Source organism: Pacificimonas flava (genome assembly GCF_000342165.1).
In the GTDB taxonomy this organism is placed as follows: domain Bacteria; phylum Pseudomonadota; class Alphaproteobacteria; order Sphingomonadales; family Sphingomonadaceae; genus Pacificimonas; species Pacificimonas flava.
In genome coordinates, this window is sequence record NZ_AMRV01000001.1 from 507,247 (window position 1) to 521,499 (window position 14,253).

The following is a 14,253-nucleotide window of genomic DNA, read 5'->3' on the forward strand; positions in this document are numbered from 1 at the left end:
CCAACGCAGACATGCCCCGTTTGCGCGCTTCCCCTTGACCCGGGCGCGCCGGAATCCCACCAGTGCAGCCATGACTGATCAGCCTGTTCACATCGTCGGCGGCGGCCTCGCCGGGTCGGAAGCTGCCTGGCAGCTCGCCCGTGCCGGCGTGCCCGTCATCCTCCATGAAATGCGCGGGGTGCACCCGACCGACGCGCACGAAACCGACCGTTTCGCCGAGCTTGTCTGCTCCAACTCCTTCCGGTCCGACGACGCCACCGCCAATGCCGTCGGCGTGCTGCACGAGGAGATGCGCCGTCTCGGCTCGCTCATCATGCGCTGCGGCGACGAGGCGGCGGTCCCCGCCGGCTCCGCCCTCGCCGTCGACCGCGACATCTTCGCCGGCAAGGTGACGGCGGCGCTGGAGGCCGAACCGCTCGTCGAAATCCGGCGGGAACGCGTCGAACGGCTGCCCGGCGCCGGCGACGGTCAATGGATCGTCGCCACCGGCCCGCTGACCGCGACGCCGCTGGCCGAGGACATCGCCGCCCTCACCGGCGTCGAAAGCCTCGCCTTCTTCGACGCCATCGCGCCCATCGTCCACCGCGACAGCATCGACATGGACATCGCCTGGATGCAGTCGCGCTGGGACAAGGGAGACGGCAAGGACTATATCAATTGCCCGCTGGACCGCGACCAGTACGAGGCGTTCATCGACGCGCTTCTGGACGGGGAAAAGACCGTATTCAAGGAATGGGAGGAGAACACCCCCTATTTCGACGGCTGCATGCCGATCGAGGTGATGGCGGAACGCGGCCGCGATACGCTGCGCTTCGGCCCCATGAAGCCCGTCGGGCTGACCAACCCCGCCACGGGCAAGCGCGCCTGGGCGGTGATCCAGCTACGCCAAGACAATGCCCTCGGCACGCTCTGGAACATCGTCGGGTTCCAGACGAAGCTGAAATATGGCGAGCAGACGCGCATCTTCCGCACCATCCCCGGCCTGGAAAAGGCAGAATTCGCGCGCCTCGGCGGCCTGCATCGCAATACTTTCATCAAAAGCCCCGTGCTTCTCGACGAAACGCTGCGGCTGAAGGCGCGGCCGAACATCCGCTTCGCCGGCCAGATCACCGGCTGCGAGGGCTATATCGAAAGCGCCTCCGTCGGCCTGATGGCGGGCCTGTTCGCCGCGGCGGAGGCGCGCGGCCTCACCCCGCAGCGCCCGCCCGAAACCACGGCGCACGGCGCCCTCCTCTCGCACATAACGGGCGGCGCGGATGCGGGCACCTTCCAGCCCATGAACGTCAATTTCGGCCTGTTTCCGGCGCTGGAGGAAAAGCACCATAAGAAGGAGCGGAAAGCGAAATATGCCGCCCGCGCCCTCTCTCACATGGACGACTGGATCGGCGCGAGAGCCGCCGCCTGACTAGGCACAACGCTCAAACCCAAACCATCGTCGCCCCTGCGAAGGCAGGGGCCCATAACCCCGGCCCCTCAAGGAACCAGAATCAACTCCCCATTCTCGACTCGCCAGCCGCTCAGCTCGTTCAGGAACGCCATGCCCAAAAGGTTCGCATCCAGCGCGCCCTCATTGACCGCGACGCGCTGGTTCCTCACCTTGATCGGCCCCACCGATAGCGTGTCGAGCGTCACCCCGGCGATGCGAACCATGCCGTTCGCCGTGGCCGCCGCCCCGTCGAAGGTCAGCGCGCTTTCCGGAAAGCCCGCCGCCTCCGCCGTCGCCAGCGTCAGCACGATGTCGCTGGCGCCGGTATCGATCAGGAATTCCGTCGGCGCCCCGTTGACGGTGCCGCGAACATAATAATGCCCGTCGGCTCGCGGCCTCAGGCGCAGGGTTTCGCCCTCCACGACCGGACTTGCGGGGTCCAACGCGGCGCGAATGCGCGGCCATTCCCCGACCAGCAGGATCAACGCGCCAAAGATGATGACCCAGCTCAGCGCCATCTTCGCCGTCTTGCCGAACCCGATGGATTTCATCCTGGGGATGAACGCCAGAACGATGATGACCAGAAAACCCAGCAGGTAGAACATCTGCGCAGAATCATAACCGCCGAGACCGCTCACCGGCCAAGCTCCACGCTCAGCATGTCATACCCCGGCTCGACGCCGTCCGGCAGTTCGGCGCGAAGGGTCGCATAATCCATGCTCTGGTCCATATGGGTGAGGATGGCCCGCCCCGGTCGCAGGCGCTCGATCCATTCCAGCGTCTGCTCCAGATGCGAATGCGTCGGATGCGGCCGCCGGCGCAGCGCGTCGACGATCCACAAATCGCAGCCCGCCAGGGCCTCGAACGCAGCCGCATCGAGCGCGCTGACATCGGTGGAATAGCAGAATATTGCGCCGTCCGCCTCGATCCTGAATCCCCAAGACGTGATCGGCCCATGCTCTTGCGAGAATGCCGAAATCCGCATTGGCCCGACTTCGAATGTTCCGTCGATGGTGATCGCCCTTGCGCTCGGATCGTAAAGCTGCCGCCCCTCGAACACATAGCGGAACCGGTCAAACATATGCTTCCACGTCCCCCCGGCGGCATAGACCGGGATCGGCGCGCCCATCAGGTGAAAGAACTGCCGCAAATCGTCGATGCCGTGCGTGTGATCAGCATGGCTGTGGGTCAACAGGACAGCATCCAGCCGCCGCAGATCGGCGTCGAGGCATTGTTCCCGGAAATCGGGCCCGGTATCGATGATCAGCTTGTGTTCGCCGGCCTCCGCCAGCACCGAAACGCGGCGGCGGCGATTCTTCGGCTCCGCAGGGTCGCAGGCGCCCCAGTCATTGCCGATGCGCGGCACGCCCGACGACGTGCCGGAGCCCAGCATCGTCACCTTCATCCGGGCCGCTCGGCCTTCGTGAACAGGCGGTAGAAATTGTCCGTCGTCTGCCGGTCCAGCTCCTCGACACTGACGCCCCGCCGTTCGGCAAGAAACGCGGCCGTATGCATGACATAGGCAGGCTCGCAGGTCTTGCCGCGCATCGGCACCGGCGCAAGAAACGGGCTGTCCGTTTCGATGAGGATGCGGTCTGCCGGCAGCCGCTCCGCCGTCTCCGCCAGGTCCCGCGCATTCTTGAACGTCACGATACCCGACAGGGAAATGTAGAAGCCGAGGTCGAGCGCCGCACGCCCGAATGCTTCGCTAGCGGTGAAGCAGTGAATGACCCCGGGAAACGCGCCCTCGTCCATCTCCTCTCGCAGGATTGCGAGCGTATCCTCCTCCGCATCGCGGGTATGAACGATCAGCGGCAGCTGCGTCTCGCGGCAGGCGGCGATATGGCGGCGGAAGCTGGCACCCTGGCGGTCGCGGTCGGACTTGTCGTAATAAAAGTCCAGGCCGGTCTCACCGATCCCGATGACCCGCTCGTGCGATGCCCTGTCCACCAGCTTTCGGGTCGGCACCTCCTCGTGGCTGTCCGCCTCGTGAGGATGGATACCGACCGTTGCCCAGATATCGGCCTCTCGTTCGGCCAGGCCGACGACCTCGTCCCACTCTGATTCGCGCGTCGAAATGCCCAGCATCGTCGTAACGCCGGCCTGGCGGGCGCGCGCGATGACGGCCGCCTGATCTTCGACAAGTCCCTTATAATTCAGATGGCAATGACTATCGACGGCCATCAGGCGGTCACCTCCTCCGGCATTTCGAGGCGCGGGAAGACGCCGGCCGGCGCCGGCAGCTCGGTTCCCGGCTGCATCTTCTTGCCCAATGCAGCGAAATCGCGATCGGTTTCATCGACCGCAAGCAGGTCGAGCAGTTTCGCCGCGCCGTTTGGAATGGCCGGCTGCGCCAATATGGCAAGCTGCCGCACCGTGTCGGCCGTGCGGTAAAGGACGCTGCCCATTTGCTCCGGATCGGATGTCTTCAGCGCCCAGGGCTCGCGCGCGGCGAAATAGGCATTGGTCTCCCCCACCATACGCCAAACAGCTTCAAGCGCGCTGTGAATCTGGAAGGCCGCCATATGCTTCTGAACTGTGCTGAGGAGCCCCGACATTTCCATATCCAGCGCCTTGTCGGCGTTGGTCGGCGCTGCCGGCTCGGGCACGACGCCGCCGCAATTCTTGGCGATCATGGACAGGCAGCGCTGGGCGAGATTGCCGAGATCGTTCGCAAGATCGGCGTTGGCGCGCGTGACGATGGCTGCCTCGCTATACGAGCCATCCCCGCCGAACGGCACTTCCCTGAGCAGGAAATAGCGCAGTTGGTCCACACCATATTTGTCGGCGAGGCCGAGCGGGTCGACGACATTGCCCGCGGACTTCGACATTTTCTTGCCGTCCCAGAGCACGAAGCCGTGTCCGAACACCGCCTTCGGAAGCTCTACGCCCGCCGACAACAGAAAGGCCGGCCAATAGACGGCATGGAACCGGACGACATCCTTGCCGATCACATGCACGTCGCACGGCCACCAGTCCTCATAGCTGGCGTCGGGATAACCGATCCCGGACAGATAATTGCTGAGCGCGTCGAGCCAGACATACATCACATGCTTCGGCGCGTCCGGCACCGGCACGCCCCAGTCGAAGCTGGTGCGGCTGATGGACAGGTCGCGAAGGCCGCCCTTCACAAAGCTCATCATTTCATTGCGGCGGCTGGCCGGCTGAACGAAATCCGGGTTCGTCTCGAACAGCTCGATCAGACGGTCCTGATAGGCGCTGAGGCGGAAGAAATAGCTTTCCTCCACCGTCCAAACGACCGGGGTTCCCTCCGGCGACAGCTTTTCGCCGTCTTCGCCCGTAACGAGTTCCTTTTCGTCATAATAGGCTTCGTCGCGAACCGAGTACCAACCCTCATATTTGTCGAGATAGATGTCGCCGCGCGCCTCCATCCGGCGCCACAGATCCTGCGCGCAGGCATAATGCCCCGGTTCGGTCGTCCTCACGAACCGGTCGTGGCTGATATCGAGGCGCGCGGCCATGTCCTGAAAATGCGCGGCCATCCCCTCGACGTAATCCCGCGGTTCTTGCCCGGCATCGCGCGCGGCCTGCGATATCTTCAGCCCATGTTCGTCGGTGCCGGTCAGGAAAAAGACCTGTTTGCCGTCAAGACGATGGAAACGGGCGAGCGCGTCCGTGGCAATTGCCTCATAGGCATGCCCCATATGCGGCCGTCCATTGGGATAGGAAATCGCGGTGGTCAGGTAATAGCGCTCGGTCATGCAGCCTGTCGTTCGTCCTTGTCGAAGCGCCCGACGAGACGCGCGAGCTGGAAGGTCACGACGGCGGGGTCGAGGAACTTCTGCCGGGCCTGACGGGCGAGGGTTTCCGCCTCTTCCCACAGCGCCAGCCCGGCTTCAAGCTGCGGCGCCGGCAAGGTCTTCACCGCGCCTGCCAAAACGTTCGGTGCGAGATCGAGAAACGCTTCATAACGATCCTGCGCCGGCTTGCGCGCCAGTTCGGACGACAGGCGTAGCGCAATGGACCGTGCTTGCTGATCCTCAGCCGCGAGGAGCTTGCGAAGATCGGCGAGAAGCTCCGACGCGCCGGTCCCGGCGAAGCGCAGCGCATTGCCCGGAACCCCCGCCGCGAGCTGCGTGAGGGTATCGACATCGGCTTCGGCGCCGAGCTCACGCTCAAGCACGCCCCGCACCTGATCGTCGCTTAGCGGCCGGAACGTCAGCGTGCGGCAGCGCGACCGGATGGTGGCCAGAAGGCGTCCGGGTGCGTGGCAGACCAGCAGGAAAATCGTGCGGGCCGGCGGCTCCTCGAGGCTTTTCAGAAGTGCATTGCCAGCGGCTGTGTTCATCTCGCAAGCCGCGTCGATCAGGACAACGCGCCAGTCGGACAGGCTGGGCGCCTGATGCAGCAAGCGGCCGAGCCCTCTTACCTGATCGACCACGATGCCCTGCGCCAGCGCGCCCGTGCGCTCCGAAGTCTCCCTTTCCAGAAGCCGGAAATCGGGGTGCGCGTCGGCAGCAAGCTTAGCCGCGGCGGAGGAATCTGCACCGGCCTTAAAGCTGTCGGTGCCGGACAGGATCATCCGCGTCGCGGCATCCGCGAAGGTCCGCTTCCCGATCCCGCGCGGTCCGCTCAGCAGCCAGGCATGATGCAGTCGGCGTGTTTTCCACGCCTCGACGAAGGCGCGGTACTGCTCCTCGTGGCCGATGACGGTCACGGGTTCAACCGGGCTTCGACTTCCGCAAGAATAGCGCCCGCCACGCCGTCCGGGTCCGCGGCCGCGTTGATCAGCGCGACCCGCTCGTCCACATCCGCGATATCGCGAAAAACGTCTCTGACCTCTTCGTGAAACTCGATGGTTTCCTCATCGAACCGCGTATTTGGGTCGAGACGCTTTCCGGCGCGTGCGAGCCCCTCCTCCGGCTCGATATCCAGGAGCAGGGTCAGGTCAGGCCATAGACCGGCGGTCGCGATGAAGTGCAGCGCGATAAGCTCATCCGATTCAAGACCACGCCCTCCACCCTGATAGGCGAGCGTTGAATGCGCGTAGCGGTCGGTCAGCACCCACGCTCCGGCCTCCAGCGCTGGACGGATCAGGCGTTCGACATGCTCCGCCCTTGCGGCGTTCATCAGCAGGGCCTCGGTACGTCCCGTCCAGCGCCCCGCATCACCCTCCAGCAGCAGCTTACGGATCGCTTCCGCGCCATCCGTGCCGCCGGGTTCCCGTGTGGTGACGACGTCATGTCCACGCGCACGAAGCGTCTCGGCGAGCCGCGCGATCTGCGTGGTCTTGCCGCTGCCCTCGCCACCCTCAAAGCTGATGAAACGTCCGCAGCGCATCAACCGATCAGCGATTTGAAGCCGTTGATCGCACGGGTGAAGAAGCCGGCTTCCTCGACAGCTTCCCCTGCAACGAGCGGAATAACCTGCTCCGGCATGTCGCCTGCCTTCACATGAAGCTTGCCGACTTCCTGACCAGCCTGCAGCGGCGCCGGCAGCGGGCTCTTGTAAACGATACGAGCGTTCACGTCGCTGACGATGGCCTTCGGCAGCGTCAGCATCGCACCGTCCTTTGCGGTGAGGGAAATCGTGTCCTTCGACCCGTTATAGACCGCGGCCTGCGCCAGAACCTTGCCGGGCTGCAATTGTGCGCCCTCGAACGCGTTGAAACCCCACTCCAGGAAGCGCGTCGACTCGTCCCGCCGGGCAGACATGCTCGGCAGGCCGGCAACGACCATGACAAGGCGGCGGCCATCGCGTTCCGCCGAGCCGGTGAACCCGTATCCCGCCGCCTCCGTATGACCAGTCTTCAGGCCGTCGGCACCGCGTACGCGTCCAAAGATCGGGTTGCGGTTCGGCTGCGTGATCGGCTCGCCGGACATGGTTTCGCCGTGGGTAAATTCCTTCGTGGTGTAGAACTGCTCGTACAGCTTCGGATGGTCCTCAATCGTGACCTCGGCGATCCTGGCCAGATCGCGCGCGGTCACATATTCGCCCTCATCCGGCCAGCCATTCGCGGTTGTGAAATGCGATCCCGTCAGGCCGATTTGCTCCCCCATGGCATTCATCGCACCGGCAAAGGCGTCGACAGTTCCTGCAATGCATTCGGCCAGGACCACAGAGGCATCGTTGCCGGACGCCGTCACGATGCCGTGCAGCAGATCCGAAACGGACACGACCTCGTTCACCTTCAGGAACATGGTCGATCCCTGGTTCGACCAGGCGCGCCAGGTATCGGGCCGCACCTGACATGTGTCCTTCAGGGACATCTTGCCCTTGTCGATCTGGTCAAAGGCAACCAGCACCGTCATCATCTTCGCCATGGAGGCCGGCGGCATCGGCTCGTCCGCCCCGCGCTCGAACAGGATCAGATCGGAATTCGTGTCCTTCAGGAAGGCAAAAGGCGCCTGCGTATCGAAGCTCTGGCTGGTGGCGGGCGCGGCAGCCAGTACGGTCAGCGCAGTTGCAGCGGCAAGAGCGGAAAGGACGGCGGGTGAACGCATGGGGTGAACTGTCTCCTAACTGGTAGCGTCGCGTACGACGCGCGCCTCTGTGTATCCGGCCCGGCGGACATTCGCCAGAACCGTTTCGGCCTCCGCCATCGTCAGAAACGGTCCCAGGCGCACACGCTGGATGCCGCCGGGAATTTCGTAGACTGCGGCTGGGCCGAAGCGTCCCAGGCCCGCGGCCATGGCGCGCGCACGTGCCGCTTCCGACAGCGCCGCCACCTGCACATAGAGATCGCCTGCGCCGCCCTCGACACGTTGCGGGGGCTCGGGAGCAAGCGCAGCCAAGGCGCGCTTCTCCTCATCGCTGGGGTAAACGCGGGTGACCCGGACGCGCGCGAGACCGGCTCCCTCCATGTCGAGAAGCTGCGCGGCGCGGCGTGAAAGATCGATGATCCGGTTTTCCGCGAACGGACCGCGGTCGTTAACTCGCACGGTCACTTCGCGGCCGTTGTTCAGGTTCTCGACCCGCACAAAGCTCGGCAGCGGAAGGGTCTTGTGGGCCGCGCTCAACCCGCTCGGATCGAACCGTTCTCCATTCGCGGTCGGGCGCCCCTTGAAATTCGGTCCGTACCAGGAGGCCATTCCCGTTTCGCGATAATCCCGATCATCCTTCGGATAATACCAGCGCCCCCGCACCTTGTAGGGGTTTCCGACCTTCACTGGACCGGACACGGACGTATCGAGACCGCGTCCCCCGCCGCCACCGCATGCCGAAAGCGCAATCAGCGCCAGCGGCAGGACAAGCATGATTAACGGTGCCCGCATCTGCAAAGTCTTCCCCGGCGCTCGTCATCGACCGGCGCGTTCTGCCGCCGGGGCCGGGGCGGGGCAACCCCGGCGCCCCGGCTCCAGGCGGCACCCCCGCAAATTCGCGAAGCCTACTGGGTTCGCGCGGCGATCTCGTCAGCCAGCTGACCCACGGACAAGGCGTAGAAGTTCGAGCAATTATAATCGAGAAGCGCGCGATAGTTCTGGAATGTCAGATGCGCGCCGGTGCCTTCTCCGTCGACTTCCAAAAGCGTGGCCAGCGTATCGTCGGACGGCAGGGTTCGTCCCTCTTCCGCAGCCACACCAAGCTTTTTCCATTCCGAGATCGGCATCCAGCGGCTGTGCTTCTCCATCACCGCCACACACTTCGTGGGCGGCGTCGGGTTGCGGACCGCTTCGCGATTCAGACTTTGCGGGACGTTCACCGGAATCGCCCACTCGCCGCCACGCTGCCAGCCATTCTGCTTCAGATAATTGGCGATCGATGCGATGGTATCGGACTCGCTGCCCCAGATGTTCGGATGTCCATCGCCATCGAAGTCGACGGCATAGGTCAGGTAGGAGGTCGGCAGGAACTGGGAATTGCCCATGGCCCCGGCCCAGCTTCCCGTCATTCGGCTTCGGCTGGCGTCATTGGCGTCGATGATCTTCAGGGCCGCCACAAGTTCCTTGGTGAACAAGGCTTCCCGTCGCCCGTCAAAGGCCAGGGAAGCAAGCGAGCGGACGACATCGAAATTTCCGGTCACGGCACCATAGCTCGTTTCCATGCCCCAGATCGCAAGGACGATCTCGCCCGGCACCCCATATTCAGCCTCGGCCTTCTCCAGGGTAGGCGCCACCTGCGGATAAAGGCGCACGCCCCCGTCGATACGAGGCTGCGTCAGGCGGCGGGCGATATAGTCGCTGTAAAGCGAACGTCCCGGACCCACGTCCGGCTGCCTGCGATCCAGTTCGATGGTCCGCTCGCTCAGCTCCAGATTGGAAAGCTCGCGGTCCAGTGTCGCGGGGCTAATGCCCTCCTGCAGCGCGCGGGTCCGAAACGTCTGCAGCCAGGACTGGAACGCGCCTTCAGGATCGGCCTGCGCGGCGCGGTTCGGGTCGACGGTTTGGGCCATGGCGGAGCCGCTGAGCATCAGAAGCGCCGCACCCGCGACCGTCAGAATTTTCCGCATGTCTTTCCCCTTTGCCTTTCGCTTTGACCCCGAACGCACTCGCCCGCTAAGGGATGCGCCAATCGGCGCAAGCGCCCCCGGGCAGGTGGCAGAGCGGTTGAATGCACCGGTCTTGAAAACCGGCATGGGTGCAAGCCCATCGTGGGTTCGAATCCCACCCTGCCCGCCATCCCCTAACACTGCGATGAACGAAAACGGATTCTCCGCCGCAGCGCCCCGATAACCTGCGTTATCACCTTGCCGGTTTGCCCGAGCGGCCCCATCTGCCAGACCCATTTGACGAACGGACAGCGGAACGGGCCTCTGCTCCTCCCGTTGGACACAGGAAAAGAGGAGATTTGCGTTCGATGGCTGACCGCGGAGACAACACGATCAAACTTCAGGTGGCCAACGCACGATCGGGGGACGCCGGTCGCGGCATTGCGCGCATACCGCTGAAAACCTTGGCCGAACTTGGCATAGGCGAAGGCACGCCGATAGCGATAGAAGGCGAGCGGCTGACGACGGCGGTCGCCATGGGTCCGTATAGTGAGGACGAGGGCCTCGACGTCATCAGGCTCGACGGCCTGCTGCGCGCGAATGCCGGCGCCTCTTCTGGCGAGTTCGTCCATATCCGCGCGGCCGAGGTGAAGCCGGCCACGCGTATCGTCTTTGCGCCTGCGCAGCAGGATATGCGCCTTGCCGCCCCGACGGACGGGCTCAAGCGTTTCTTCGCCGGCCGTCCCCTCACGCCCGGCGATGTGGTGGCCACCGTCGGACGGCAACAGGCCCAGATCGACCCACGCATGCCGCCGGCCATGCAACAGCAATTGGCGCGCCGGTCTTACGGTTTGCAGGAAATCCGCCTGGTGGTCGTATCGGCCGCGCCGCAAGGCATCGTCGCCATTGACGAGAATACGGAGGTCGAGCTTCGCCCGGAATATGAGGCGCCGAAAGAAGGACGCCGGATCGACGTCACCTATGACGATCTTGGCGGCCTCGGCAGCACGATCGATCAGGTGCGCGAAATGGTGGAACTGCCATTGCGGCATCCGGAACTGTTCCAGCGCCTTGGCGTCGACCCGCCCAAGGGCGTGCTGCTCTATGGCCCTCCCGGCACCGGCAAGACACGCCTGGCCCGCGCGGTTGCAAACGAGTCGGAAGCGCACTTCCTGCAGATCGCCGGGCCGGAAATCATCGGCAGCCAATATGGCGAATCCGAAAAGCGGCTGCGCGAAATTTTCGAGGAGGCGGACCAGAATGCCCCCTCCATCATCTTCATCGACGAAATCGACTCGATCGCCCCGAAGCGAGATGAGGTGCGCGGCGAGATGGAACGGCGCCTCGTTGCGACGCTGCTGACCTTGATGGACGGCATCAAGCCGCGGCAGAACACGGTGGTCATCGCCGCGACAAACCGGCCGGACGCCGTCGACGAGGCCCTGCGCCGACCGGGCCGCTTTGACCGGGAGATCGTCGTCGGCGTTCCCGATCAGGCAGGACGGCGAGAGATACTTGGCATCCACACGCGCGGCATGCCGCTTGGCGATGATGTGGACCTCGATGAACTTGCGCGCAGTGCCTATGGCTTCGTCGGCGCCGACATCGCGGCTCTTTCCCGCGAAGCTGCGATTGAAGCCCTGCGGCGAATGCTGCCGGAGATCGACCTGGAAGAGAATACGATCCCGAACGAGGTTCTGGAGAAGCTAGACGTTCAGAGGTCCGATTTCGTCGCGGCCCTGAAGCGCGTGCAGCCGTCGGCCCTGCGCGAGATCATGATTCAGGCGCCGGACCTATCCTGGAGCGATATTGGCGGCCTCGATGAGGTTCGGAGCAAGCTGCGAGAGGGTATCGAGTTACCTCTGAAAAACCCAGAGGCATTCCGGCGTCTGGGGATCCGTCCTGCCTCCGGTTTCCTGTTCTATGGCCCCCCCGGCACCGGCAAGACACTCCTTGCCAAGGCGGTCGCACGCGAGGCGGAAGCGAACTTCATCTCGACCAAGTCCTCAGACCTTCTGTCGAAATGGTACGGCGAGTCCGAACAGCAAGTCAGCCGCCTTTTCGCCCGCGCGCGGCAGGTGGCGCCTGCGATCATCTTCATCGACGAGATCGACAGTCTGGCCCCGGCGCGCGGCGGCGGACTTGGCGAGCCGCAAGTGACGGAGAGGATCGTCAATACCATCCTTGCGGAAATGGACGGGCTGGAAGAGCTGCAGTCGGTCGTCGTGATCGGCGCAACGAACCGGCCCACGCTGCTCGACCCGGCTCTGCTAAGGCCCGGACGTTTCGACGAGCTCGTCTACATTCCGGTGCCCGACCGGCTCGGGCGGGAAAAAATTCTTGGCATTCAAAGCGCCAAAATGCCGCTTTCGGATGATGTCGATCTTGAGGAGATTGCCAGTCGCACCGACCGCTACACGGGCGCGGATCTGGAGGATCTCGTTCGCCGCGCGGGACTGGAGGCGCTACGTCGCGACCTTCGCGAGCCGGGCGACACCCACGTCGAAAAAGCGGATTTCGAAAAGGCGCTCGCCGAAAGCCGCCCCTCCGTCACGGAAGAGATGGAAGCGGAATATGAGCGCATGCAGAAACATCTGAAACAGGATGCCGCTGCGGCCCAGTCCATCGGCTTCATTGCACCGCGCATGAGGGAGGACTGACGAACACCGATCGTCAACGCGGAACCTACTATGAATCAGAGGGGCGTATCGCACGATGCGCCCCTTCTCTTTTTGTGAGCGGCGGTCTCGCTGCACTCGCTGCATGATCCACGCAGGAGGATCGGCCCATGCAGCAACTGAGTTTTGGGGAAGTGGCGTCGTCCCTGTCCCGCACGATCGATCGAGCCGCGCCGGCAATTTTTCATGGCGGACGCACCATCGGATGGGGTGCCTTTGACGATCGCACCGATGCACTGGCAGCCGCATTCCTTGCCGCCGGCGCAACGCCCGGGGACAAGGTCGCGCATCTGATGCGCAACTCTCCAGCCTATCTCGAAACCACATGGGCTGGGTTTAAAGCGCGACTGGTTCATGTGAATGTGAACTACCGCTACACCGGCGAGGAACTGTTCTACATTCTCGACAATTCGGATGCAGCCGTAATTGTCTACGACGCGGCGTTTGCGGATCTGATAGCAGAATTGCAACCGCGCCTGACGAACGTGCGCCTGTTCGTACAGGTCGGCGGAGACCCCGCGGACTTTGCATGCTCGTTTGCGGAACTGACCGCCGCCAGGCGCGCTGCGCCCGCGGTCAGCCACCGATCCGATGACATGCTTTTCATCTATACCGGCGGCACGACGGGCCATCCGAAGGGCGTCATGTGGAATCAGGGCGATCTCTGGGCGCTGCTGGGGGGCGGCGCGGCGATGCCCGGCGACCCGCCATGCCGGAACCTTGCTGGACTGCTGCGCCAGATCGCAGCGGGACAGCGGCGGCCCTCAACCCTTCGCCGTTCGCTGATCCTTCCCCCGCTCATGCATGGCTCCGGCTTTCTGGTCGCGATCTATACGCTCGCGACGGGCGGTTCCGTCGTACTGTGCGAGGGGCAAGGCTATGACCCGGACGAGGCCCTGTCGCTGATCGAAATGCACCGTCCCAACTGGGCAGTGATTGTCGGCGACGCGTTTGCACGTCCGCTGCTCCGCTCGCTCGAAACGCGCGCAGGCGACATTTCTGCGCTGCAGATCATGATTTCATCCGGCACAATGTGGTCGCCGGAAACCAAGGCCGGCCTGCTGCACCACAATCCGAACATGATGCTCCTTGACGCGCTTGGATCGTCCGAAAGCCTCGGCATGGGGATGTCGATCACGGCAAGCGACAATGTCGGCACCCCCACCCGGTTTCAGCACGACCCGGACACGATCCTGGTCGACGAGGATCTAAAACCGATCGAGCCCGGCGATCCGCGCACAGGACGGATCGCACGCGGCGGCCTGATCCCGCGCGGCTATTATCGCGATGCGGACAAGACGGCCTCCACGTTTCTGACCATAGACGGGAAGCGATACTCCCTTGCGGGCGATCATGCGCGGATCGATGCGGACGGAACGATCATCCTGATGGGTCGCGGCAATCAGTGCATCAACACCGGCGGAGAAAAGGTCTATCCCGAAGAGGTGGAGGAAGCGCTGAAGTCACACCCGGCCGTCGACGATGCACTGGTGTTCGGAACGCCCGACGACAGATGGGGCAGCGCCGTCAGCGCGGTGGTGCATACCGTCAGCTCCGTTGCACCCGAGGAGCTGATCTCTCACGTGCGCAGCGGTCTGGCAGCCTATAAGGCGCCGAAAGGCATTAAGATCGTGGAGCGAGTGCCGCGCGCACCGAACGGCAAGGCTGACTATGCTGCGGCAAAGATTCTGTTCGCAGCCTGACCGGTTCATCAGCGCATGCAAAAGGGACGGACCGCTCGAATGATCGGCCCGCCCCTG

Annotated in this window: 12 protein-coding genes and 1 tRNA gene; 4 read left to right on the plus strand and 9 right to left on the minus strand. The window is 64.0% G+C overall.

The features are described 5' to 3' along the window. Window positions 1-70 precede the first annotated feature (70 nt). On the plus strand, window positions 71-1,405 hold the full coding sequence (gene trmFO, locus C725_RS02345) for a methylenetetrahydrofolate--tRNA-(uracil(54)-C(5))-methyltransferase (FADH(2)-oxidizing) TrmFO (protein WP_008599920.1): 1,335 nt from the start codon (window positions 71-73) through the stop codon (window positions 1,403-1,405). Window positions 1,406-1,473: 68 nt separating this feature from the next. Here the strand turns inward: trmFO and C725_RS02350 are convergent, their stop codons facing one another. The 9 genes from C725_RS02350 to C725_RS02390 all read right to left on the minus strand — a co-directional run bounded on the left by C725_RS02350 (window position 1,474) and on the right by C725_RS02390 (window position 9,836). After that, a complete protein-coding gene (locus tag C725_RS02350) occupies window positions 1,474-2,064 on the minus strand; it encodes a retropepsin-like aspartic protease family protein (RefSeq protein WP_008599921.1) in 591 nt (196 codons plus the stop codon). Beyond that, window positions 2,061-2,831 carry an MBL fold metallo-hydrolase gene (locus tag C725_RS02355; protein WP_008599922.1) on the minus strand — a complete coding sequence of 257 codons (771 nt, stop codon included), beginning with the start codon at window positions 2,829-2,831 and terminating at the stop codon, window positions 2,061-2,063. Before C725_RS02355 ends, C725_RS02350 begins: the two co-directional genes overlap by 4 nt. Beyond that, window positions 2,828-3,610 carry a TatD family hydrolase gene (locus C725_RS02360; RefSeq protein ID WP_008599923.1) on the minus strand — a complete coding sequence of 261 codons (783 nt, stop codon included), beginning with the start codon at window positions 3,608-3,610 and terminating at the stop codon, window positions 2,828-2,830. Before C725_RS02360 ends, C725_RS02355 begins: the two co-directional genes overlap by 4 nt. Beyond that, window positions 3,610-5,148: a methionine--tRNA ligase gene (metG, locus tag C725_RS02365; RefSeq protein ID WP_008599924.1), complete on the minus strand. Its 1,539-nt coding sequence runs from the start codon at window positions 5,146-5,148 to the stop codon at window positions 3,610-3,612. The genes C725_RS02360 and metG overlap by 1 nt, the downstream gene beginning before the upstream one ends. Further along, window positions 5,145-6,104, minus strand: coding sequence for a DNA polymerase III delta prime subunit (locus C725_RS02370; RefSeq protein ID WP_008599925.1), 960 nt, complete (start codon window positions 6,102-6,104; stop codon window positions 5,145-5,147). The genes metG and C725_RS02370 overlap by 4 nt, the downstream gene beginning before the upstream one ends. Then, window positions 6,101-6,727, minus strand: a complete 627-nt coding sequence (tmk, locus tag C725_RS02375; protein ID WP_008599926.1) for a dTMP kinase — start codon at window positions 6,725-6,727, stop codon at window positions 6,101-6,103. Before tmk ends, C725_RS02370 begins: the two co-directional genes overlap by 4 nt. Then, complete coding sequence (locus C725_RS02380) at window positions 6,727-7,890, minus strand: D-alanyl-D-alanine carboxypeptidase family protein (protein ID WP_008599927.1); 1,164 nt, start codon at window positions 7,888-7,890, stop codon at window positions 6,727-6,729. The genes tmk and C725_RS02380 overlap by 1 nt, the downstream gene beginning before the upstream one ends. A gap of 15 nt (window positions 7,891-7,905) precedes the next feature. Next, entirely contained in the window at window positions 7,906-8,661 is a 756-nt protein-coding gene (locus C725_RS02385; protein WP_008599929.1) for a septal ring lytic transglycosylase RlpA family protein, read from the minus strand. A gap of 113 nt (window positions 8,662-8,774) precedes the next feature. Then, window positions 8,775-9,836 carry a lytic murein transglycosylase gene (locus C725_RS02390; protein WP_008599930.1) on the minus strand — a complete coding sequence of 354 codons (1,062 nt, stop codon included), beginning with the start codon at window positions 9,834-9,836 and terminating at the stop codon, window positions 8,775-8,777. A gap of 79 nt (window positions 9,837-9,915) precedes the next feature. Here C725_RS02390 and C725_RS02395 point away from each other — a divergent pair. The 3 genes from C725_RS02395 (at window position 9,916) to C725_RS02405 (ending at window position 14,196) form a co-directional block, all read left to right on the plus strand. Beyond that, a tRNA-Ser gene (locus tag C725_RS02395) sits at window positions 9,916-10,005 on the plus strand. Window positions 10,006-10,183: 178 nt separating this feature from the next. Beyond that, window positions 10,184-12,475, plus strand: a complete 2,292-nt coding sequence (locus tag C725_RS02400; protein ID WP_038281058.1) for a CDC48 family AAA ATPase — start codon at window positions 10,184-10,186, stop codon at window positions 12,473-12,475. Between the two features lie 128 nt (window positions 12,476-12,603). After that, window positions 12,604-14,196, plus strand: a complete 1,593-nt coding sequence (locus tag C725_RS02405) for an AMP-binding protein (RefSeq protein ID WP_008599933.1) — start codon at window positions 12,604-12,606, stop codon at window positions 14,194-14,196. The last annotated feature ends 57 nt before the right edge of the window (window positions 14,197-14,253 follow it).